Genomic DNA, 23398 nt, shown 5'->3' on the forward strand with positions numbered 1-23398 from the left:
CAGGGATACCTGCCGGGTTTTTCGAATTCTGGTGATCGAAAGACTATTCGATGTCTTCGTTGATCAGGCCGATCTTCAGGAAGCCGTTTTGTTGCAACTGATTGATGACGGCGACGAAGTCGTCATACTTGATGTCCTTGTCGCCGCGGACCAGGATGCGTTCATTGAACGGGTTGGGCGACTGCAGCGCGCCTTCCAGGTCGGCGATCAGGCGGGTGTGGTCGGTCTTAAGGTCACCAATATAGATTTGGTCCGGGCCCATGATAGAAATAAAGACAGGCTTTTTGACCAGCGGGGTGGACGGTGCGTTCGCCGGCGGCAGGTCGAGCTTGATCGACACGGTCGCGGCCGGGATGGAGACCATGAAGATGATCAGGAGGACGAGCATGACGTCAACGAAAGGCGTGACGTTGATGTCCGAATTTTGTTGGACGGTGTACTTACCGCCGCCGCCGCCACCGAGCTTTGCGCCCATAATCAAACTCCCTATCAGCCGCTGGGGTGTCAGTACCCGCAAGCGCAAACATTATGCCATCCGGTCCCGGCAGGCGCAACACATCACGCCTTTACAAGACCCGTCACCGCGATTTAGGCCAAGTCAGCGGCAAATGTAAAGTGCTTAACCGCCGGAAAAGGCGTCTTAGCCGACAGAGATTAAGATATTTGCAAAGCCCGACCGGCCCGAATTCGCGTGAGGCGGGAAAACTACTTTTGAGTCAGGCGCAGGAAGCAGTCCTGCTTGTTACGTTTTCGCAGGATCGCTTGTTCAGGTCAGCGATTCTTATTTCTGCGTCAGACGCAGGAAGCGGTCCTGCAGGGACTGATCGCTCTTAAAGACACCGGTGAAGCGCGTGGTGATGGTCGAAACGTGCTTGTGGTGGACGCCTCTGGTCGTCATGCACTGATGCTCGGCATCGATCAGGACAGCGACGCCGAGCGGCGCCAGCGATTCTTCCAGGGCGTCTGTGATCTGTTTCGTCATCGTCTCCTGGGTTTGGAGACGCTTGGCGAAGATTTCGACGACGCGGGCGATTTTCGATATGCCGACGACCTTGTCGGTCGGCATATAGGCGACCCAGGCCTTGCCGAGGAACGGCGCCATATGGTGTTCGCAGTGCGATTCGACGTCGATCTCACGCAGCATGACCATGTCGTCATAGCCCTGGACGTCCTCGAAGGTGCGCGACAATTCCTTTTTCGGATCGGCGGCATAGCCCTGGAACCACTCGTCATAGGCGTCGACGACGCGCTTGGGCGTATCGATCAGGCCTTCGCGGGTCGGATCGTCGCCAGCCCAGGCCAGCAGCGTGCGCACGGCATCCATGGCCTGTTCGCGGCTGGGGCGGTTGGTGAAGGTGACGATGCTTTTGGGCTTCGAGGTGGCGATGAGGCTGGTTTCGTTCGCGGCCGTCAAATCCTTGTTCGCCATACTGTCCAGGCTGTCCATAATGAATATACTATCTCCTGAGAGCCGAGTAGCGCCGCAACGACGGTTGCGGAATGACGCGTGACATCTCTCATTGTCAGGCCCGCCAAACCGGGCGGGCTGTCGTGTTTGACGCCGATTTACGGAAAAGGTTCCCGAAAATCAAACAATCTCATTCGACCCTTCTCCTAATATACGTTACCGCGACCCCGGTGGATTGGCGATTAACGTGGTGACAAGGCCTGATCGAAGCTATATGGGGGAAGGGAAATTGAATGCAACCGAAATTGCCTAAAAACTATGATGAAACTGCATATTCACGACACGCTGAAGCGCCAAAAAGTCGAGTTCCAACCGCGTAATCCGGGGCGAGTGACCCTCTATGTCTGCGGCCCGACGGTATATAATTACGCCCATATCGGTAATGCGCGACCGGTCGTGGTCTTCGATGTGCTGTTCCGACTGTTGCGCCATCTCTACGGCGAAACGGCGGTCGTCTATGCCCGTAATATCACCGATGTTGACGACAAGATCAATGCCAGGGCCATGGAAGAAGGCGTCGATATTTCGGTCATCACCAACCGCTATGCCGACATCTATGCCGCCGATATGCATGCCTTGGGCGCGCTGACCCCGACCCTGACGCCGCGCGTGACACATAACATGGATGCGATCATTCAGCAGATCGCCGCTATCATCGCCAACGGCCATGCCTATGCCGCCGAAGGCCACGTCCTTTTCGACGTCGAATCCTACAAAGACTATGGCGCCCTGTCCAACCGCACGCTGGATGATATGATCATGGGCGCCCGCGTCGAGGTCGCGCCTTACAAGAAAAATCCGCAGGATTTCGTGTTGTGGAAGCCCTCCAAAGCCGGCGAGCCCGTGTGGGACAGCCCGTGGGGTGGCGGCCGGCCGGGCTGGCATATCGAATGCTCGGCCATGATTGAGGCCAATCTCGGCCTGCCGATCGATATCCATGGCGGCGGGCTGGACCTGATCTTTCCGCACCATGAAAACGAGATCGCGCAAGGGATCTGCGCTCATGATCATGGGCATGACGCCGAATATGCCCGTTACTGGATGCACAACGGCTTTCTCGACTTTTCCGGTGAGAAGATGTCGAAATCCCTGGGCAATGTGAAACTGGTCCACGACCTGATCAAGGAGATACCCGGCGAAGTTCTTCGTCTTGCCCTGTTGTCCGGCCATTATCGCGGCCCGCTCGATTGGAACCCGGAACTGGTGTCGCAAGCGCGAGCTCGCCTTGATGGCCTCTATGGCGCCCTGCGCAAGGCGCACGATGTCGTCGTCCGCGATGTCGTCGTCCCGCAAACCGTCATGGACGCCCTGTGCGACGATCTCAATACGCCGCAGGCCCTCGCCGAATTGTCGGCCCTGGCCAAGGCGCTGGAGACCGCGACGACCGACGCCGCACGCAGCATGGCCAAGTCGGAGCTGTTGGCGGCCGGCGGGATTTTCGGCCTATTGCAGGGCGACGCCGAGGCCTGGTTCAAAATCGGGGTCGACGACGATTTTCGTGCTAAGATCGACGCTCTCTGCCTCGCGCGCGACGCGGCACGTGCCGCCAAGGACTGGCCGGAAGCCGATCGTATCCGTAAGGCATTGACGGACCTCAATATCGAGGTCATGGATGGCCCTTCCGGCGCATTGTGGAAGGTCAAGTCACCAGTACAGGACGGTGTGTGATGGTTGTGAAGATCGAGCACAGAGTAGGTATTTCGGCGCCGGTCGATGACGTCTGGGCACTGCTCAGCGACATCAATGCCTGGCCGGCATGGAGCCCGATCCACAAGGCGGCCAGCGGTGAGATGCATTTCGGCGCCAGCGTCCACCTCGAAGAATATTATGAAGGCCTCGGCACCTGGGAAATCGACGGCGTCATTTCCGACTGGACGCCCTTGTCGCACATCCACATCGTCGTGCCGAAACCCTTCTATGCCGGCAAGCTGATCCGTTTTTTCGAATTCGACGCCCTGTCGGCATCGGGTTGTGCCTTTTCGATCGGCGCCGTGTTCGACGGTTTCCTGTCGGAGCGCGAGGGCAAGCGCTATCGCGCCTTCCTGCGCACCGGTTTCGAGGCCTTCGGCTCGGCCTTGAAAGACAAGATCGAGGCCGAGGTCGCCGCCCATCCCGAAGCTCATCCGCCACGGCCGGTCGTTGAAATCCACAATGCCCGCCCGAAGGCACCGCCCAAGAAGGCGCCACCATGGCAACCGCCCAAGACCTGGCGCATCGGTGCCAAATAGGGGCGAAATAGATGCATAACCCCTATGCCGGCAAGCCGGACCAGTCGTTCTGGAAACGCAGCGTCGGGGGACGTGCCGCGACCGAGGTCGATCCCATCGTCCGTCCGCGCTTTACCATCGGTCGAACCGACAAGATCGCCACCGCCGGCAGCTGCTTTGCCCAGCATATTTCGCGCACCCTCGGACGCCTCGGCTTCGGCTATTTCGTCCCAGAGGACAAGCCGGCCTTCGGTTTTTGCGAAGACGAAAATTACGGCACCTATTCGGCGCGTTACGGCAATGTCTATACGGTGCGCCAGTTATGGCAACTGTTCCAGCGCGCCTACGGTCTGTTCGACCCGGAGGACGTCGTCTGGCAACGCGAGGATGGCCGCTTCGTCGATCCCTTCCGACCGCGCATCCAGGCCGGCGGCTACGCCATGCCATCCGACCTGCTGGCCGACCGTGAGGCGCACTTCGCGGCCGTGCGCAGCGTCTTCGAAGATTGCGATGTCCTGGTCTTTACGCTGGGCCTGACTGAGGGTTGGGAAGCGAAAACGGACGGCGCGGTTTTTCCGCTGGTGCCGGGCGTGGTGGCGGACGGGCTCGATGTCGATGCCTACGGGTTCCACAATTTCACCGTGCCTGAGATGGACGCCGACCTAACGCGCTTTCTGAAGGCCCTGCGCAAGGTCAACCCCTCGGTGCGCGTCATGCTGACCGTGTCGCCGGTGGCTCTGGTCGCGACCTATGAAGACCGCCACGTCCTGACCTCCACCGTCTATTCCAAGTCGGCCCTGCGCGTTGTCGCCCAGATGGCCGCCGACGCCCACGACTTTGTCGACTACTTCCCGTCCTATGAGATGATCACCGGACCGCACACCCGCGGCGCCTTTTGGGCCGATGACTTGCGCGAGGTCCGGCCCGAAGGCGTCGACTACGTCATGAGCCGTTTTGCAGCGCATTATTTGCGCGAGACGGGTGAGGGGGCTGGCCATGCCGCCCCGGCTGCGGTAAGCGAAGCCTTGGTTGCCGCGCAACTGGCCGATATCGAACGGCTGGAAGCGGTGATCTGCGACGAAGAGCAGATAGAGATCCGGTCCTGACTATGGTGAAGACGATTGCGATTATCGGCGGCTGTCAGGTCGTCGGCCTGTCCGAGGCCAGCCGGCGTTTCCTGCCCGATGCCGAGGTTTCGGCCTGGCATTTCGGCGTTCATCCGGCCGATACCGCTGACGAATTGCTCGAAAAGCTGAAGGGTTTTGACCTGGTCATCTCGCAGATCGCCGACCCTAACGCCAAGCCGCTCTTGATGGACAGCCTGAAGGCCAACCATCCCAATGCTCATTTTCTGCCGACCTTCGTCTTCCCGGGCTTCCACCCCGACCTGACCTATCTGGTCCACAATGGCGGGCTTGTTGTTGCTCCGCACACGGACTTCCACTCGAAGATCGCCGTCGCGGCTTTCCTCATGGGCTACGACGTCAAGAAAACCCAGACTCTCTACAACGCCATGATCTGCTCCGAGCTTGGCTATTTCGATGCCTTCGCCGCGGCCAAGGCGGCGGCCGAGATCAATCTCAAGCGTCACGGCTATGCGGCCGATGGTGTGATCGATCATTGGCTGGAGACGATCGGGGCCTTTATGTACATGTCCAACCATCCGCATATCGTCGTCCTGACGACCCTGCTGCACCAGCTTTACACGCGGATCGGTCTTATCCCGGCCGACACCGCCTTGCCCGTGGGCGTGCCCGACAATCTTGGCGAAAGCTTCTGCTGGCCGGTCTATCCGGCTCTCGCCAAGCGCGCCGGCGTCGAAGGCTCGATGACCTTCAAAAAGGGCCAATGGCTGGTCAAGCGCGGCGAGACACGCGACATGACGTTTACCGATTATATGGGGCAGTGTTTCGAGCTCTATGCCCAGACAGATCGCGAAAAGCTGGAAACACCAGTGATAAAAGAAACGCGCGCCAAGCTTGAAGCACTGTTCGGTTAGGGCCATTTTTTAGCTCAGACGGCTGGGCGCCCCCGCCGATGGCTCGCCGCATCGGCGGCGGCGGCCATTCTTTTTACAGGTGTGGCGCCCTTGCCAAGCCGCATTAGATGCGGCTTGGAATATTCACAGTCGGGCGATTGCCCGAACGGCTCCTTTGGGACGGCTCCTATGATCGACGAACTCTATTCCCGCGAAATCTTGCGCCGCACCACCCAGCTCGAACACGTCGGTCATCTGACGGCGCCCCAGGCGAGCGCCGACAAGGTCGCCAAGCTGTGCGGCTCGACCATCCATATCGAACTCAACATGACGGACGACACGGTCAGCGATTTTGCCCAGCAGGTCCAGGCCTGCGCCCTGGGCCAGGCGGCGGCGGCCATTGTCAGCCAGCATGTCGTCGGCGCCACGCGCACCGAGCTCTTTGCCGCTCGCGATGCCATGCGCGCCATGCTGAAGGGCGGCGATTACAACTTTCCCGAACGTTTCGACGACCTGAAAATCCTGGCCAGCGTCAAGGATTACCCGGCGCGCCACGCCTCGACTTTATTAGCCATCGAGGCGACTAGTGAGGCAATTGCGGCACTGCACCATGAATAATGTCCCCCGGCACTTGCAAATGCGGCCAAAATAGGCTCGAATGTACGCGGGTTTGGGGACTTTCCGCGTACGTGGTTGATGCTGCTCAGCTTTTTACCGCAAGGGTGACTATGTCCGGTCTCTATGAGCGTTCCGTGCGCGCCGCCTTGCGGGCGTACAAGCTGACGTTGTCACCCTATATCGGACAGGCCTGCCGCTTCAGGCCGACCTGTTCGGAATATACCGCGGAAGCCCTTATCCGTCACGGTCCTGTTATGGGGTCGTGGTTGGGTATCAAGCGAATCTGCCGCTGCCGTCCTGGTGGTGGTTCCGGTTTCGATCCTGTGCCGCTGAAAGGCGGCATGCCTGAAGGTGACAAGTAACCATAAACCCCGTGTCTGCCGTGGCACGGTCCTGCGTAAAATTCCCCTGGTCGTCCAAGACCACATGGAATCTTTATTTTAAATATTGCGCGATGAAGCCCGCCGTAAGGGCTACAGGTCGCCAGCTGAGAAGTGACTAAGATGATGATAGACTTGACGTTCCCCGATGGCGCCGTCCGCAGCTTCGACAGGGGGACAACCGGCAGAGCCATTGCCGAGAGCCTGTCAAAATCGCTCGCCAAGAAGGCCGTCCTGATCAAGTTGGACGGAACGTTACTTGATCTGGATCGACCGCTTGAGCAGGGGGGAGCTTTGGAAATCTTGACGCGCGACGCCCCCGAGGCGCTGGAAGTCATCCGCCACGATACGGCGCACATCCTGGCCGAAGCGGTTCAGGAACTTTTCCCCGGTACACAGGTCACGATCGGTCCCGCCATCGAGGACGGCTTCTATTACGACTTCGCCCGCGAAGAGCCGTTCAGCACGGACGACTTCGTCAAGATCGAAGCCAAGATGAAGGAAATCGTCGACCGCGACGAAAAGATCGTCCGCGAAGTCTGGGACCGCGAAGACGCGATTGCCCACTTCGAATCCATCGGTGAGACCTATAAGGCCGAGATCATCCGCGACCTGCCGGCCGGCGACACCATTACGGTCTACAAGCACGGCGACCACTGGAAGGACCTGTGCCGCGGGYCGCACCTGCCGACCAGCAAGTTCATCGGCAAGGCCTTCAAGCTGACCAAGCTGGCCGGCGCCTATTGGCGCGGCGATCACAATAATGCCCAGCTGCAGCGCATCTACGGCACCGCCTGGGCGACCGACGCCGATCTCGAGGCCTATATCACGCGCATCGAGGAAGCCGAGAAGCGCGATCACCGCAAGCTTGGCCGCCAGATGGACCTCTTCCACATGCAGGAAGAGGGCCGCGGCATGGTCTTCTGGCACCCCAAGGGTTGGCAGTTGTGGCGGACGCTGGAGGCCTATATGCGCCGTCGCCTCGACAGCTCCGGCTATGTCGAGGTCAAGACGCCGCAAGTTCTGGACAAGGGCTTCTGGGAGAAATCCGGCCATTGGGACAAGTATCGCCCCAACATGTTCGTCTGCGAAACGGTCGAAGGCGAGATCCTGTCGCTGAAGCCGATGAACTGCCCCGGCCACGTCCAGATCTTCAAGGTCGGTCTGCGTTCCTATAAAGAATTGCCGATGCGCATGGCCGAATTCGGCGCCTGCCATCGCTATGAACCGTCCGGCGCCTTGCACGGCCTGATGCGCGTGCGCGCCTTCACCCAGGACGATGCCCACATCTTCTGCCGCGAGGACCAGATCGTCGAGGAGACGGAAAAATTCGTCCGTCTGACGCGCCTGATTCACGCCGATCTCGGCATGGAAACCGCCTATATCAATCTGGCGACGCGACCCGAGGTCCGCGCCGGTTCCGATGAATTCTGGGACAAGGCCGAAGGCATGCTGGCCGAAGCCGCGCGCCAGGCCGGCGTCGAAGTGGTCATTGCCGAAGGTGACGGCGCGTTCTACGCCCCCAAGCTCGACTTCATCGTCAAGGACGCCATCGGCCGCGAATGGACCTGCGGTACGCTCCAGCTCGACTATGTCCTGCCCGAGCGCCTGGACGCCGAATATGTCGCCGAAGACGGTTCGCGTCAGCGTCCGGTTATGCTCCACCGCGCCATCCTCGGTTCGTTCGAGCGCTTTATCGGCATCATGATCGAAAACTACGGCGGTAAGTTCCCGCTGTGGCTGGCCCCGGTCCAGGTCGTCATCGCGCCGATCACTTCGGACGCCAACGACTACGCCATGACGGTCGCCAAGGCACTGCGCGCCGTCGGTCTGCGCGTCGATACCGACCTGCGCAACGAAAAGATCAACTACAAGATCCGCGAGCATTCGCTGGCCAAGGTCCCGGTCATCGCCGTTGTCGGCCGCAAGGAAGCCGAGACCGGCGAGGTCGCCCTGCGCTTCCTCGGCAGCGAGGGCCAGACCGTTTTGTCCATCGCTGACGCCGCCCAACGGTTGAATCGCGATGCAACGGCTCCCGATTTGCGCGAAGCTGAAGGTCAGGTACACTCATGAACCACCTGCCGCCATCGATCATCGAGCTGCTGAAAGAGCGGAAACTGGCCACCAGCGAGGCCCAGTATTTCGTTCTGCCGCATCTCGATATCTCGCCTTATGACGAGGCGGTCGATGGCGTCAGCGTGATCATGGTGGTTTTCCACACCGGCAAGGTTTTGTTCGACAGTATCGAGCGCGTGCTCAATGAGCCCCAGGTCAAGCAGTTCATCATCATCGACAACGGCTCCTCCGAAAAGGTCGGCAAGAAGCTGCGCGACCTGAAGGACGAGTACGATCACATTCTGCTAGTTCAGGGCCACGGCAATATCGGCTTCGGCAAGGCCGCCAATCTCGGCGCCCACCTGGCTAACCAGCCGTGGCTGGTTTTCCTCAATCCCGACGCCTTGTTGCAGCCCGATTGCATCAAGCGCCTGATCCAGTCAGCCAAGGGCCAGCCCTCGCCCTGTATCGTCGGTTCGCGCCTGCTCAATCCCGACATGACCGAACAACGCGGCGCCCGCCGTGGCGAGGTTACGCCGGTCACGACGCTTCTCGCCCTGACGCGTTTGAGCAAGCTGGTGCCGGAGTGGCAAAAGTTCGAAATCCACTACGAATTCCACGACCTGCCGGAAAAGCCGTCGCCGGTGCCGACGATTTCCGGCGCCTGTTTTGCCGTCTCGAAGCGTGATTTTGCGCTCCTGAAGGGCTTCGACTCGCACTTCTTCCTGCATGTCGAGGATGTCGACCTGTGCTGGCGGGCGCGCGAATCCGGTGGCACGGTGCTGTTCCACCCCAAGGCCGAGGTCGTGCACGAAGGCCATACCTCGCGCGTCGAGCCCCTGTTCGTCGAATGGAACAAGGGCCTGGGCCTGGTCTATTATTTCAACAAGCGCGCCAAGGGTTTTTGGCGCAAGGCCTATGTCTTCCTGCTGGCGCCGGTCATCATGGCGGTTTCCGTCACCCGCGCCCTGACCCGCGCCCGTCTCCGCGACGACGAAGACGAAAACATCCCGGCGGAGTAGGCCGGTCTAACCACGCAACCCTGCTGGTTCCGTGGTTCACGCCCTGACGATCAAGCCGTCCAGAATGATCGAAACAATCGACTCTTCCGCCGCCGTGAAATGGCTCCTGGTCAGTTTCGGTACGTCCATGATCAGTTTGATCTGCGCGGAGAAGTCGGCATAGTGCTGGGTACCGGCCCATATCAGAAAGATCAGGTGATAGGGATCGACCGGACGCAACCGCCCCGCCGCGACCCAGGCCTCGATGACGGCGGCGAATTGGCGGACATTGTCGCGCGTCCGTGTTTTGAGATGGTTTTTCAGCACCGGCGCGCCTTGCAGGATCTCGTTGGCAAAGACGCGCGACGCTTCTGGATGCTGACGCGAAGCTTCCATTTTTTGCGCGATATAGCGGCGCAGTTCGGCCGCCGGGTCGCCCGCCGCATCGAGATCGTCGATCAATTCCAGCCACAGACTCAGCGTCTGGTCCAGCACGGCGGCATAGAGATCGGCCTTGGTCTTGAAATAGTTATGCAGGTTGGGCTGGGACATGCCGGCGCGCTCTGCCACGGCATCGATGGTGGCGCCGTGGAAACCGTGGGCAGCAAAAACGTGCTGGGCGGCATCCAGGATCCGCGCCTCGTTGCGCTGTTTGATGCGGGACGGTTTCTTGATCGGTTCCGGAGCCATGCCTTTAGCCTAAACCGTCACGCAAAAAAGTGAAAGCGTGATCAGAAAAACCTGCTAAATTTCTGTTTTGATATCGGATTCAGGGAGAATGCCCGTGAAGCGGATTGTCGTCGTGGGCAGCATCAATGTCGACTTCATCATCGACGTCGCCGCCCTGCCGCGGCCCAATGAGACCATTTTGGGGGAGGGTTTTGCCACGGCCATCGGCGGTAAGGGGCTGAACCAGGCTGTCGCCTGCGCCCGTCTCGGCGCTGAAACCCACATGGTCGGTGCCGTCGGCGGTGACAGTTTCGCCGAAGAAGCTCGCGTCTTTTTGCACAGTAACGGCGTGCATATCGCCCATGTCGATCGCCTGCGCGGGACGGCCACGGGAGTCGCCAATATCCTGGTGGCGGCCAATGGCGAGAACATGATCGTCGTCTCGCCGGGCGCCAATGCGAAGTTGACCGTCGCGGCCGTTGAAGCGGCAACGCACCTGATCGCCTCGGCCGACGCGGTGATCGTCCAACATGAGGTGCCGCGCGACACCATCCGATGCGCTCTTGAGATCGCCCGCGCTCACGGCGTCCTGACCGTGCTCAATCCCGCGCCCGTCGATATGGAGGCCGTCGACCTTTTCCCGCTCGCCGATATCATCACACCGAACGAAACCGAGCTTGCGAAACTCACCGGCATTGCCGGTCAGGATGACGCGTCCCTCATCAAAGCCCTAGGGCAACTCAAGGCGAAACAGGCTCTGGTGACCCTGGGCGCCCAAGGTTGCGCGGCATTGATAGACGGTCAGCTGCATCGTCTGCCGGCATTTCAGGTCGAGGCCGTCGATGCCACCGGCGCCGGCGATGTCTTCAACGGCGCCTTGACGGTGCGGCTGGTCCACGGCGACCATCTGCTCGACGCCATGCGCTTCGCGTCGGCGGCATCGGCCCTGTCGGTCACCAAACCGTCGGCCAATGCGGCCCCGGCGGAAGCCGAGGTCCGCGCCCTTATGGCTGCGCAGCCGCCAGTATCGTGAATTCGAAGTTCGCATCCTTTTGATATCGGGCGCTTAGCGAACTTCGAATTCAAAACGATACTGGACTCAAAAATTTCTGGTGTCCTATTGAATCTGAAATTTGCCAGAGTCAGATTCAGGACACCAGCCGCTTGAACAGCCTGCCCTTTTCACCGATCGCCACCAGGCCCAGGGCCGCGACCGCGCACAAACAGGCGCCGAACGGCAGTAGGGCGACGTGGCCGTCCCAATGTTGACCGATATAGCCGCCGACCAATGAGCCGCCAACCGAGGTGACGACGCCCTGGATCGAAGCGGCGGTGCCGGCGACGTGGCCGACCTTTTCCATGGCGATGGCGCCGAAGTTCGACGTCGTCAGGCTGAAGCACCCCATGGTAAGGGCCTGGAGGATAACGAAGCTGACAATGGTTTCATAACCCAATGCCGCCCATGCGAAGTGGACCGCCGTCAACCCAACCAGGGTGCACAGGGCGATATGCGATATGCGCCGCGACCCCAGGCGTTCGACCAGGGACGCATTGAGCAAAGCACCGCCGCCCATGGTCGCTGCGCACGCCGCGAAGACCGGCGCCATCAATTCCGGCTTGGCGAAGGCCACGGCGAAGATCTGCGGCATCAGGGAAACATAGGTCAGCAGCGAGGCGATCAGGAAGGTGACGGCCAGGCTGTAGAACAAGGACGACGGTTCGGTGACGACAAAAAACGCCACGCGCTTCAAATGCGCCAGGTCGGGCCTGAAGCGCAGAGAAGGCGCCAGGGTTTCGGGCAGGCGGATCCACGCCCAGATCAGGACCAGCATGCCGGCCGCGGCAATGATCAGGAAGATGGCCTGCCATGGCAGGATCAGCAGGACGAGCTGGCCGAAGCTGGGCGCCAGGATCGGCACCGACAGGAAGATCATGAAGCTGATCGACATGACCTTGGCCATGGTGGCGCCCGAATACAAATCGCGGATGATCGAGCGCGTCACCACGCTGGCTGACGACGCCGCACAGCCTTGCAGGGCGCGCAGCACGATCAGGACCTCCAGATTGGGTGCCAACGGCGCAATCAGCATCAGGACGACGTAAACGCCGATTCCGGCCATCAGGACGCGTTTTCGCCCCAGCCAATCCGACAACGATCCAAAGATCAGTTGCCCTATACCGGTGCCGAGGAAATAGGCGGCGATCAGCCATTGCAGGCTGTTGGCGTTCTGCACGTGATAGGACACCGCCATGGCCGGCAGGGCCGGCAGCATGGCGTCGACGCCTAATGCGCCCAGCGCGATCAGGCTGGCGATCAGGCCGACGAATTCGACGAAACGCGGCGCCGGTTGCGGCGGCAGTTCCTTGACGATGGTGGCAGGGGCGGACATTCAGCAGTCTTATCACAAAAAGGTTTCGCGCCCTCTATCGGTCAAAATGCTGCGGCGCACAAGAAATTATGGCTGGTTGAAGTTCACAAATGCCGTCTCGTCGGTAACAGTTACACGCGCAACCGTCTGGCTGTCGAGAAAACGCATGACCGGCAAGCCGCCGTCGGCGGTCTCGAGGGCCGCCTGCAAGGCCGGCAAGACTCTGACCCGCCACAGGGCGCATAACGGATAGTCGCGGACACCGGCAAAACAGACGATATCGCCGTCACTCGCGGTCAGTTGCGCCACCATATCGGCCGGCAGTTCCGGCATGTCGCAGGGCGCGGTGACGACGGCGGTATCGCCGGCCGCTTGCGCGAACTGCAAGGCGCTGAGGACGCCGCTGAGCGGACCCAGGTCCGGTAGATCGTCGTGGATCAAGCGCACGCCCAGGCAGGACAACGGCAGGGTGAGAGCGGACCCACGAGCGCCGGCATTGATCACGACCTCGCCGACCTGGGGCTTGAGACGCGCCATCACGGTTTCGATCAAAGTCGATTTGCCGTAGGGCTGAAAGGGTTTGTTGCCGCCCATGCGGCTGCCCGCCCCGCCGGCGAGGATGACGGCCTTCATGGGATCAACACGGTGGCGCCGGTCGTCGCCCGGCTTTCCAGGGCTTCGTGCGCCTTGGCGGCGTCCTTGAGATCGAAGCGCTGGTTGACCGCGATATTGAGCACGCCTTGCGCGATCAGGCCGAACATTTCGCCGGCCGATTCGAGCAGCAGCTCGCGCGTATTGTTGTAGGCGAAGATCGATGGCCGCGTCATGAACAACGAGCCCTTGGCATTGAGAATGCCGATATCGAATGGCGGAATCGGTCCGGACGATTGACCGAACGTGACGAACAGGCCGAGCGGCTTGAGCACATCGAGCGAGCCGGGGAAGGTGTCCTTGCCGACGGAATCATAGACCACATCGAGCTTCTTGCCGCCGGTAAATTTCAGGGTCTCGGTCACGAAGTCCTCGCTCCGGTAATTGATGACGTGGTCATAGCCATGGCTCAGGGCCAAAGCCACCTTGTCGGCCGAACCGGCCGTGCCGATCACGGTCGCATGCAGGTGCTTGGCCCATTGACCGGCGATCAGCCCGACCCCGCCGGCGGCGGCGTGGATCAGGATGGTGTGTCCAGCATCGACCTTAAAGGTCCGTCGCAACAGATATTGCGCCGTCAGGCCTTTCAACAGCACCGCGGCGGCGACCTCGTCGGAAATACCGTCGGGAATGGGGACCAGCTTTTCAGCCGGAACGTTTCGCTTTTGCGTATAGGTGCCAGGGCTGTGGAGATAGACGACGCGATCGCCGGGCTTGACCTCGCTGACACCTTCACCCACGGCTTCGACGACGCCGGCGGCCTCATTGCCGGGCGTGAAGGGCAGCTTTTGTGCATAAAGACCCGAGCGGAAATAGGTGTCGATGAAATTGACGCCGATCGCCGTATGGCGGACCTGAACCTCGCCGGCGGTTGGGGCGCCGACCTCGACCTCTTCGACCTGCATGACCTCGGGGCCGCCGGTGGTGTGAATGCGAATCGCCGTGACCATATTGTGTCTCCTCTATCGTCGCCGTGAAACATGGTGCCGCCGCGGAAAAAGTCCATGGCAATTCGGTAACGACATTTCCGTACTGTTAAAAAACCCGGTCGCCCTGCTTGTGTTAGCGCTAAACATATGCAGATAACTGGGAGGGCGAAATTTTTTGCGGCGACAGTGATGCGTTACGACGGCGAGCACAAGGAACGGACGCGGGTAAGGCTTTTGACCGAGGCCGCCATCATGCTGCGCGAAGAGGGGCCGCATGGCCTCAGCGTCGCAACCTTGATGAAGCGCCAGGGTCTGACCCACGGTGGCTTCTACGCCCATTTCGAGTCGAAGGACGACCTGATCGAACATGCCATCGACGCCATGTTCGAGCGGACCTGCGAACGTTTCCGCATCAAGACCAAGGGCTTGACCGCCGAAGCCGCCCTGACCAACTACATTACCTATTATCTGTCGCCGTCCCATTACAACCGGCCGGGCCAGGGCTGTCCCATTCCCGCCACCGGCGCCGATGTCGGCCGGTTGGAACCCGAGGCGCGCAAGCGTTTCGAAGCCGGTGTCAATGCGCTGGCCGGTCTGATCGCCGCCGAATTCGAACGCCTGCATTATCCGGCGGGTGAGGCGATGAGCCAGGCCCTGACGCTTCTGGCCGACATGTCCGGCGCGGTCGTCATGGCGCGCGGCGTCAAATCGGCGGCCCTGGCCAAGCAGATCTGCGCCGGCGTCGAGACCAATATCTTCGCCCGGCTGGGCTTTGCCCTGCAGAATGAGAGCGCGGACGATAAAGCAGCTGTCACGACTGACGCGCCGGTCAAGCCGACCGGCAACCGCGTTACCCGCATCCAGGCCGGCCTCGACTCCTGATCCCATCTTGGTGACCTGAGCTTTTCGCGCTGCGGTACCCGCGGTGCGCATTGTTGCATTTATGCAAACGCTCCACATCATTGTTACAGGCTTGAAAAAATAGGGTTTGCGGCTTGGCGCGTGACCTGTTTATATTATGATGATCATCTTATGAATATGGCGGACGTCATATCATGCCGGGTGACAAATATAAAAACAGGCGGGCAACACAGGAGGCGAAAGCTTCTTACATCGGCAAACAGGGGTTCGAAGGCCGGTGGCTGCCCGCGCAAAGGGTCAGAAACAGTAAAGCTTACAAGAGACGGGTTTCGCAGGGTTCCATTTCTCGGTCGTCGCGGGTCGCAAGGCGTCGCGGCGACGGAACCTTAGCCAAAAAAAATCAGCGCTCGTCCGTGTTGGAAGACAAGACTTGAAAAAGGAATACCTGCCGCAGTCCGTATTCGGCGTCACGACCGGACCAAGGGGCAGGATCAAGGTAACGCCAACACGGGGGCGCCCAATGCGGCCTCAAGGGAGACGAACATATGAAGACGTATAAGTATCGGCAAGGTTCGGGACGGGGCTTAAGAGGCGGGGTGTCCCTGCTGGCTCTCACGGCTTTCGCACTTGCCGGGGCGGTCCACGCCCAGGACGCGCCGGCCACCGACACGAGCGCCAGCGCCGACGCTGCCCAGGAAGTGGTCGTCGTCGGGGTCCGCAAGGCCCTCAAGAGCGCGCAGCAGATCAAGAAGAACGCCGACACCCAGGTCGATTCGATCACGGCGACCGATATCGGCTCCTTCCCGGACAAGTCGGTTGCCGAAGCCTTGCAGCGCGTGCCCGGCATCACCGTCACGCGCTTTGCCGCTTCGGACGACTCGTCGCACTTCTCCGCCGAGCCGTCGGGCGTGCTGGTGCGTGGCCTGACCCAGGTCCGCACCGAATTCAACGGCCGTGATTCGTTCTCGGCCGACGGTGCCCGCGGCCTTAACTTCAGCGACATTGCCCCGGAACTGATGGCCGGCATCGATGCCTACAAGAACCAGACGGCCGACATGATCGAAGGCGGCATCGCCGGTTCGGTCAATCTGCGTACACGCCTGCCGTTCGACAGCAAGGGCCGTCAACTGGCCGTTTCGGCCCAGGCCAATTACGGCGATATTTCGAAAAAGTCGACCTACGACTATTCCGCCCTGTTCAGCGACCGCTGGGATACCGACGCCGGTGAATTCGGCCTGATGGTCGATTACGCCAATTCGCATGTCGTCACCGCCACCAACGGCGTCATCATGGGCCGCATTGCCACCTATTGCTCGGGCGGCTATGCCGACGGCAGCGGCAATGTCATCGTCAATTCGGACGGCAGCATTCCCTGTACCTCGACGCCGTTCGGCGGCACCGACTGGCAATACCTGCCGTCGAACGTCACCTATTCGTCGAACAGCTACGACCGTCATCGCCACGGCAGCGCGCTGGCGGCGCAATGGCAGAACCACGAGCACACCCTGCTCGCCACCCTGCAATATAACGACAGCTACTATCACAATGTGTGGACGGAACGCACGGTCGAGCCGGTCTTCCACGACCTGTGGGCGGCGCCGGCCTTCAACCCGATCAGCAGCGGCAACAGCTCCGAAGCCGTCGCCGGTTCCGGCGGCCTGACCTTCGGTTCCGACGGCATGCTGACCCACGGCAATATCGCTCAGCATATCGACTACTGGGGCGCCGGCAACGATCCGAGCAATCCCGACGCCAACATCTATCACGCCTCGGTGGCGCCCGGCGTCCCGTTCGTCAATGGCTGCTACGACTGGAGCGGTGATTGCGGGCCCAAGCAGATGGGTGAAAACCTGTTCACCTCTGGCCGTATCTTCGACCGCGCCGAACAAACGCAAGACGTGTCCTTCAACCTGAAATGGGACGTGACCGACAACCTGAAGACCAATTTCGACGTCCAGTACATCAAGGCCGGTCAGAAGAGCTACGACATCCTGTTGAGCCCGAAGACCCAGTCGGATATCGCCTATTCGACCGACAGCGACGGTATCCCGACCATCGGCTTCTCGAAGGACGTCAACAACAACTACGCCCAGGGCGGCCTCGCCAATCCGCACAACTGGTATTATGCCTTCGTGCAGGATCACCTCGACCACAGTTCGGCCAACGAACTGGCGGTGCGGGCCGATCTCGAATATCGCTTCAAGAGCGACGGCTGGCTCGACTCCCTGAAAGCCGGCGTCCGTTATTCGGAGCGCGACCAGAAGGTGTCCTACTCGACCTTCAACTGGTCCAGCCTCTACGCCAACTGGGGTTGCGACGCGGCCTTCTTCAATACCGACAATGGCCCGGGTGATTATAAATCCGGCAATGGTTGCGCCACGCCGGGCGCCGCCTTCGGGACACCGGCCGGTAACGATACCCACTTCAACGGCTACAAGCCGGGCCTGGTCGAAACCGGCAGGTTCGGCGCGGACTTCTTCAACGGTCACGTTCTGCAGAATACCGGCCTGGTCTTCCCGAACTCGGCCCGCGAAGGCAGCCAGCAAGGTCTGGCCGACGAGCTCAGCATAGCCGCGCTCAACAATGCCGCCTTTGGCCAGGGCTGGAACCCCTTGTGTTCGCGCTCCGGCCTGGTGTCGGGCTCGTGCTACAATTCGGGCGAAATGCTCGACCTGACGGAAAAGACCAACGCGGCCTATGTCATGCTGAAGTTCGGCGGCGCCGACAAGACGATCTTCGGCGGCATCACCGTCCAGGGCAATGTCGGTGTTCGCTATGTCGAAACCGAGGATGTCAGCACCGGCGGTGTCGTCTACCCGCGATCCGACTGGTACACCAGCCTGGTCAATGCCAGCCCGTGCAGCGGTCCGCTGCGTCCGGGCGCCATTATCAATGTCGCCTGCTACCTGACGCCGGACCTGCTCGCCTTCTCCAACGGCGGCTCGTCGACCACGGCCTATGGCGGCAAGCATAGTAACTGGCTGCCCAGCTTCAGCGCCCGCTTCGGCCTGACCGACAAGCAGTTCATCCGTGTGTCCGGTTCGCGCGCCATCGCGCGGCCCGATATCGGCATCATGCGGAACTTCGTCAACATCGGTGCGCCGGCGATCGACGGTTCGGCTTCGTCGCCGTTCATCATCTATAACTCGCCGACAGCCGCGCATACGGCCGCCAATGTCGTCGGTTACAATTTCCAGTTCGCCGGAAATTCGGGTAACGCCAACCTGGCGCCATACAGCGCGGACCAGTTCGACCTGTCCTACGAAAACTACTTCGCGGAGACGGGCTCGTTCACCTTCGTCCTGTTCACCAAGCACCTGAACGGCGGCATCGGCCTCGGCAAGACCGTGCGTGAAACGACCAATAACGGCGTCACCGTGCCGGTCGTCATCGCCGGCCCGGCCAATAATGACGGCGGCGGAACCCTGCGCGGCTATGAAGTGGCCTATCAGCAGTTCTTCGACTTCCTGCCGGGCATTCTGTCGGGTCTGGGCGTTCAGGCCAACTACACCCACGTGGTCCAAAGCGGCATCAACAACACCAACCTGACCAATTTCCCGGTCTATGACGGTGGTACGGGTGCCGGCGGCGGCGGCAACAATTTCAGCACCGCCGTTATCGACTCGCACAAGCTGGCCGGCATTTCGGAGGACAGCTACAACATCGTCGGCCTGTACGAAAAAGGTCCGTTCGCGGCCCGTCTGGCCTATAACTGGCGCTCGAAGTTCCTCGTCAACAATCTCGACGTCATCATCGGCCTGCCGGTGTACGAAAAGGCCGCCGGCTATCTCGACGGGTCGCTGCGCTACAAGATCAGCGACAAGATCGAAATCTCGCTGGAAGGCAGCAACCTGCTCGGCACGACCGCCCAACTGCAACAGCAGATCTTCGGCGACTCCTCGGCGACCCCCGGCGCCAAGGCTGTCTATCGCGACTCGAGCTGGATCAAGAACGACCGCCGCGTACAGTTCGGTGTTCGCTTCAAATACTAGAGTGCGGTAAGACAAAGCATGGGCGCGCTGCGGGAAATCGCAGCGCGCCCTGTTTTTATGAGATAGAGGGGTATGATGGCATCACCACGACAGATCGTTATCCTGGGCGGCGGCACGGCCGGGTGGATGTGCGCGGTAGCCCTGTCGTCCCTGGTCGCGACCGGGCGTATCACCGTCCGCCTCGTCGAATCCGATGAGATCGGCACGGTCGGGGTCGGTGAGGCGACCTTGCCGCACATCAAGACTTTCAACGACAAACTGGGCATCGTCGAAGCCGATTTCATGCGCGCCACAAACGCGACCTTCAAGCTCGGCATCGAGTTTCGCGACTGGGGTAAGGCCGGCAACAGCTACATCCATCCCTTCGGTGCCTTCGGTCAGAACTGGGCGGGCGTCGACTTCCATCATTACTGGCTGCGAGCCCAGCAGGCCGGGATTGAGGTCGGGTCGCTCGAGGACTATTCGATGGCCATCGCCGCGGCGCGCGCCGGCAAGTTCGACTTTCCCACCCTGGATGCGGGTTCGATCAAGGCGACCTACGCCTATGCCTATCATTTCGACGCGGCGCTGTACGCCCAATATATGCGCGGTTTCGCCACTTCGCGCGGTGTCGTCCGCAGCGAAGGCCGCGTTACCGACGTCCTGCTCGATCCCGATAGCGGCAATATCCACGGCCTGCGCATGGTATCGGGTGAGGTTGTCGAAGGCGACCTGTTTATCGACTGCTCGGGTTTTGCCGGCCTGCTGATCGACAAGACGCTCAAAGGGCCGTGGGAAGACTGGTCGGCATGGCTGCCCTGCGATCGCGCCTGGGCCTTGCCTACGGAAAATGTCGGCCCGCCGGCGCCCTACACTTGCGCCACCGCCCGCGAAGCCGGCTGGCAATGGCGCATCCCTCTACAGCACCGCACCGGCAATGGCTATGTTTTTTCCAGCCGGCACATCGGCGAAGAGCGCGCCCGCGACACCCTTTTGGCACATCTCGAGGGCAAGCCCCTGGCCGAGCCACGTTTGCTTACATTCCGGGCCGGCCGCCGTACGGCCGCGTGGACAAAGAACTGTGTCGCCATGGGCCTGGCCTCGGGCTTCCTCGAACCGCTGGAATCGACCAGCATCTATCTCGTGCAAATCGCCATCCAGAACCTGCTGAAATTTCTCCGCTTCGGCGGCGACGTCCGGCGCCAGCGCGATGAGTTCAACCGCTTCGTCGACGCCGAATACGACCGCATCCGCGACTTTCTCATCCTGCATTATCACGCCAACAGCCGTGACGATTCGGACTTTTGGCGTAACATGCGCGACATGCCGATCCCCGACAGCCTGAGCCGGAAGATCGCGCTGTTTCGTGCTCGCGGTTATATCCAGACCTATCGCCATGGCCTGTTCGCGCCACCGTCATGGCTAGCCGTCTATGTCGGCCAGGATATCCGGCCCGACAATTATGACCGCATGGCCGACGATCTGCCGCTCGACCTGATCGAAACGAAAATGGCCGAGTTGAAGCGCCGCATCGCCACGGCCGTCGAGACCATGCCGAGCCATGCCAGCGCCCTCCATCATCATGCCGGAGCCGCCACGTGATCGACAAGGTCGTCATTGTCGGCCGCGACGCCGCCGCCTGGCTGAGCGCCAATGTCCTGCACCACGCTCTGGGACACACCGGGCTCAAGGTCGAGGTCGTCGAACTGCCAAGCCTGGTCCGCGACCAGGACATCTATCCGACCCTGCCGGCGCTGGAGGCCTTTCACCGTCTGCTCGGTTTCGACGAACACGCCCTGCTGCGCGCTACGGCCGGCGCCTTTACGCTGGGCCAAAGCTTCGTCAATGTCTCGGCGGCGCCCTTTTTCCACGCCTATGGCAGTCACGGCGTCGGGCTCAATGACGTACCGTTCATGGCCTACTATATCCGCGCCCGCCAGGCCGGATTGGCGGTCGCCATCGAAGACTTTTCCCTGACCGCCGCTGCCGCCAAGCAGGGGCGGTTTATCGTGCCCGACAAGGACACCCAGGCCTTCGCCCGCACCGATTACGGCTATCATCTGCCGGCCCGCGCCTATGTGCAGTATCTTAAAAGTGCGGCCCTGCGCGCCGGTATCGTGGTTCACTCGGCAACCGCCGTCGCTGCCGATGTCGGGGGCGATGGTCATATCGCGGCGGTCTCAACAGGGCAGGGGCAACGCATTGCCGGCGACCTGTTTATCGACGCCAGCGGTTCAGACGCCCTGTTGTTGCGCCAGGCGCTCAAGATACCGTTCGAGTCGTGGCGATCGTCGTTCGGCGCCGATCGCGTGCTGTCGGCTGCCGGCCCGCGGCTGAAAAGCCTGCCGCCTTACGGGCAAATCCGCGCCAATGCCCAGGGCTGGCTCGGCCTCTATGCCGCCCAGGACGCCACCCGCGTCACCCATGTCTATGACAGTCGCGGCCAGAGCGACGACGATGCCCTGCGCGGCGCGGCGGTCGTGTCCGGCCTGATCCTGGGTGACGCTGTGGTCAGTCCGTTGGAACCCGGCCGCAGCGCCCAGGCCTGGGCCGGCAATTGCGTCGCCATCGGTGAAGCCGCCTGTACCTTCGATCCGCTCGATAGCCTGGCTTTGCAGGCGGTGCAGACAGGGCTTGTCCATTTGCTGGCCCTGTTTCCGCGCACCGCGAACGGTCCGGAAAGCCTCGAATATAACCGTCTCATGCAGGAGACTTTCGCCGGCATGCGCGATTTCCAACTGGCCCATCTGGTGCTCAATCACGCCCGGGGCGGCTTCTGGGATCGCGCCCGCGCCGTGGTCCCGCCGGATTCCCTGCAACGCAAGCTCGATAGCTTCGCCGCTCAGGCCGTGGTGCCGCTTGACGACCAGGAGACGTTTACGTCCGATAGCTGGGAGGCCGTCTTCCTCGGCCACGGCCTGATACCGCAAGCCTATGAGCCCTTGGCGGATACGGTGTCCGATGCCGACCTGATGGCGCATATCAAACGCGTCCTCGGCCACATCAAGACCCAGGTCGAGGCCAGCCACGGCCACGACGCCTATCTCGAAATTTTCTGCACCTGAGAAGGTCTCAATTATCGACCCTTGGCAGAAACGGTATCTCGCGATACTCTCCGGCTCACAACGATAAAAAAAGGCGTCAGGGAGTTTTATGAGTAAACCGCGTCCAACCTCGTTCGATATCGCCGCCATGGCGGGTGTTTCGCAGACAACCGTGTCCCGCGCCATGTCGCAATCGCCCCTGGTCAGCGACGACGCCCGGCGCCGTGTCCTGGAAGCCGCCGAAACCCTGCGTTACAAGGTCGACGTCAACGCCCGCAAGATGCGGTCAAAGAAAATTCACACCCTGGCCGTGCTGATTTCCGAAGACCTCGACGGCATCAATCCGATCAACCCCTTCTTCCTGCCGATGATCGGCTCCATCCTCAAATATGCCGGTCAGAAGGGCTATGACGTCCTGATGTCGCTGCAACAGCCCAGCGACGACTGGGGCACGGATTACGGCTTTTCGCGCCGCGCCGACGGGATTATCTTCCTCGGCTGCAAGGACTATGAGGCCTATACCCACAAGTTCGAATACCTCAACGAGGTCGGTGACCCGTGGGTGGTGTGGGGCGTCGATCGTCCGGACTGCGCCAAGCTGTGCATCGGTTCCGATAACGAAGGCGGCGCCTATTCCGCCGTCAAGCACCTGATCGGCCTCGGCCGGCAACGCATTGCCTATCTCGGCAAGTCGGCGCCGGAACACCCGGAATTCAAGGAACGCTATGACGGCTATTGCCGCGCCTTGCGCGAAGCCGGCCTCGCGGTCGATGACAAGCTGCACGAGGACGTCTTCCTCGATCGCCAGGAAGGCGTCGCCGCGGTCGACCATATGCTCGATGAAGGCGTATCGTTCGACGCCGTCTTCTGCGCCACCGACATGCTGGCCATGGGCGCCATGCAGGAGCTGCACAAACGCGGCCTGCGCGTGCCCGAAGACGTCTCGGTCATGGGCTTCGATGACCTGTGGGTATGCAACTCCCTGTCGCCGTCGCTGAGCACGGTCCGTCAGGATACCGAAGCCGCCGCCAAGGCGTTGATCGACGGCCTGAGCTGTCTGATCGAAAACGAGCCGGTCCATGTCACGCGCATGCCGACCCAACTGGTTATCCGCGAATCCTGCGGCGGCCTTAATCGTAACATCCAATAGGCAGGGGCAGCAGGGGCACAGCCCCTGCACCCATGACTGTCCGGTAG

20 protein-coding genes are annotated in these 23398 nt (G+C 61.1%); 14 read left to right on the plus strand and 6 right to left on the minus strand.

Going from position 1 to position 23398, the window contains the following annotated elements; genetic code table 11:
• Positions 1 to 43: 43 nt before the first annotated feature.
• Both AC1DX3_RS09620 and folE read right to left on the minus strand, forming a co-directional pair.
• Complete coding sequence (locus tag AC1DX3_RS09620; protein WP_476989060.1) at positions 44 to 475, minus strand: biopolymer transporter ExbD; 432 nt, start codon at positions 473 to 475, stop codon at positions 44 to 46.
• A gap of 306 nt (positions 476 to 781) precedes the next feature.
• Complete coding sequence (folE, locus tag AC1DX3_RS09625; protein WP_476989061.1) at positions 782 to 1447, minus strand: GTP cyclohydrolase I FolE; 666 nt, start codon at positions 1445 to 1447, stop codon at positions 782 to 784.
• A 282-nt stretch (positions 1448 to 1729) separates the two neighbouring features.
• Here folE and cysS point away from each other — a divergent pair, with 282 nt between their 5' ends.
• The 8 genes from cysS to AC1DX3_RS09665 all read left to right on the plus strand — a co-directional run bounded on the left by cysS (position 1730) and on the right by AC1DX3_RS09665 (position 9728).
• Positions 1730 to 3136, plus strand: a complete 1407-nt coding sequence (gene cysS, locus AC1DX3_RS09630; RefSeq protein WP_476989062.1) for a cysteine--tRNA ligase — start codon at positions 1730 to 1732, stop codon at positions 3134 to 3136.
• Complete coding sequence (locus tag AC1DX3_RS09635) at positions 3136 to 3696, plus strand: SRPBCC domain-containing protein (protein ID WP_476989063.1); 561 nt, start codon at positions 3136 to 3138, stop codon at positions 3694 to 3696. Before cysS ends, AC1DX3_RS09635 begins: the two co-directional genes overlap by 1 nt.
• A gap of 11 nt (positions 3697 to 3707) precedes the next feature.
• Positions 3708 to 4781: a GSCFA domain-containing protein gene (locus tag AC1DX3_RS09640; protein ID WP_476989064.1), complete on the plus strand. Its 1074-nt coding sequence runs from the start codon at positions 3708 to 3710 to the stop codon at positions 4779 to 4781.
• Positions 4782 to 4783: 2 nt separating this feature from the next.
• Positions 4784 to 5674, plus strand: coding sequence for a WcbI family polysaccharide biosynthesis putative acetyltransferase (locus AC1DX3_RS09645; protein ID WP_476989065.1), 891 nt, complete (start codon positions 4784 to 4786; stop codon positions 5672 to 5674).
• Positions 5675 to 5842: 168 nt separating this feature from the next.
• Complete coding sequence (locus AC1DX3_RS09650) at positions 5843 to 6271, plus strand: iron-sulfur cluster assembly scaffold protein (RefSeq protein ID WP_476989066.1); 429 nt, start codon at positions 5843 to 5845, stop codon at positions 6269 to 6271.
• Positions 6272 to 6381: 110 nt separating this feature from the next.
• Positions 6382 to 6633, plus strand: coding sequence for a membrane protein insertion efficiency factor YidD (yidD, locus tag AC1DX3_RS09655; protein WP_476989067.1), 252 nt, complete (start codon positions 6382 to 6384; stop codon positions 6631 to 6633).
• 144 nt (positions 6634 to 6777) lie between these two features.
• A complete protein-coding gene (thrS, locus tag AC1DX3_RS09660; protein WP_476989500.1) occupies positions 6778 to 8724 on the plus strand; it encodes a threonine--tRNA ligase in 1947 nt (648 codons plus the stop codon).
• Positions 8721 to 9728 carry a glycosyltransferase family 2 protein gene (locus AC1DX3_RS09665; protein WP_476989068.1) on the plus strand — a complete coding sequence of 336 codons (1008 nt, stop codon included), beginning with the start codon at positions 8721 to 8723 and terminating at the stop codon, positions 9726 to 9728. Before thrS ends, AC1DX3_RS09665 begins: the two co-directional genes overlap by 4 nt.
• Before the next feature lie 36 nt (positions 9729 to 9764).
• Here AC1DX3_RS09665 and AC1DX3_RS09670 read toward each other — a convergent pair whose 3' ends face one another.
• Positions 9765 to 10397: a TetR family transcriptional regulator C-terminal domain-containing protein gene (locus AC1DX3_RS09670; RefSeq protein WP_476989069.1), complete on the minus strand. Its 633-nt coding sequence runs from the start codon at positions 10395 to 10397 to the stop codon at positions 9765 to 9767.
• A 94-nt stretch (positions 10398 to 10491) separates the two neighbouring features.
• Here AC1DX3_RS09670 and AC1DX3_RS09675 point away from each other — a divergent pair, with 94 nt between their 5' ends.
• Positions 10492 to 11409 (plus strand): ribokinase, encoded by a 918-nt coding sequence (locus AC1DX3_RS09675; RefSeq protein ID WP_476989070.1) that lies wholly within the window; start codon positions 10492 to 10494, stop codon positions 11407 to 11409.
• A gap of 115 nt (positions 11410 to 11524) precedes the next feature.
• On the opposite strand, the gene AC1DX3_RS09680 is transcribed toward AC1DX3_RS09675, so the two are convergent.
• The 3 genes from AC1DX3_RS09680 to AC1DX3_RS09690 all read right to left on the minus strand — a co-directional run bounded on the left by AC1DX3_RS09680 (position 11525) and on the right by AC1DX3_RS09690 (position 14346).
• Positions 11525 to 12766 carry a multidrug effflux MFS transporter gene (locus tag AC1DX3_RS09680; RefSeq protein ID WP_476989071.1) on the minus strand — a complete coding sequence of 414 codons (1242 nt, stop codon included), beginning with the start codon at positions 12764 to 12766 and terminating at the stop codon, positions 11525 to 11527.
• 66 nt (positions 12767 to 12832) lie between these two features.
• On the minus strand, positions 12833 to 13378 hold the full coding sequence (gene mobA / locus AC1DX3_RS09685) for a molybdenum cofactor guanylyltransferase (RefSeq protein ID WP_476989072.1): 546 nt from the start codon (positions 13376 to 13378) through the stop codon (positions 12833 to 12835).
• Positions 13375 to 14346, minus strand: a complete 972-nt coding sequence (locus AC1DX3_RS09690; RefSeq protein ID WP_476989073.1) for a quinone oxidoreductase family protein — start codon at positions 14344 to 14346, stop codon at positions 13375 to 13377. Before AC1DX3_RS09690 ends, mobA begins: the two co-directional genes overlap by 4 nt.
• A gap of 168 nt (positions 14347 to 14514) precedes the next feature.
• On the opposite strand from AC1DX3_RS09690, the gene AC1DX3_RS09695 reads away from it, so the two are divergent.
• The 5 genes from AC1DX3_RS09695 to AC1DX3_RS09715 all read left to right on the plus strand — a co-directional run bounded on the left by AC1DX3_RS09695 (position 14515) and on the right by AC1DX3_RS09715 (position 23351).
• A complete protein-coding gene (locus AC1DX3_RS09695; RefSeq protein ID WP_476989074.1) occupies positions 14515 to 15207 on the plus strand; it encodes a TetR/AcrR family transcriptional regulator in 693 nt (230 codons plus the stop codon).
• Positions 15208 to 15731: 524 nt separating this feature from the next.
• Positions 15732 to 19178, plus strand: a complete 3447-nt coding sequence (locus tag AC1DX3_RS09700) for a TonB-dependent receptor (RefSeq protein ID WP_476989075.1) — start codon at positions 15732 to 15734, stop codon at positions 19176 to 19178.
• A gap of 75 nt (positions 19179 to 19253) precedes the next feature.
• Positions 19254 to 20759, plus strand: a complete 1506-nt coding sequence (locus AC1DX3_RS09705; protein ID WP_476989076.1) for a tryptophan halogenase family protein — start codon at positions 19254 to 19256, stop codon at positions 20757 to 20759.
• Positions 20756 to 22222, plus strand: coding sequence for a tryptophan 7-halogenase (locus AC1DX3_RS09710; protein WP_476989077.1), 1467 nt, complete (start codon positions 20756 to 20758; stop codon positions 22220 to 22222). The genes AC1DX3_RS09705 and AC1DX3_RS09710 overlap by 4 nt, the downstream gene beginning before the upstream one ends.
• Positions 22223 to 22310: 88 nt before the next feature.
• A complete protein-coding gene (locus AC1DX3_RS09715) occupies positions 22311 to 23351 on the plus strand; it encodes a LacI family DNA-binding transcriptional regulator (RefSeq protein ID WP_476989078.1) in 1041 nt (346 codons plus the stop codon).
• The last annotated feature ends 47 nt before the right edge of the window (positions 23352 to 23398 follow it).

It is taken from the genome of Asticcacaulis sp. P2_B1, assembly GCF_056404915.1.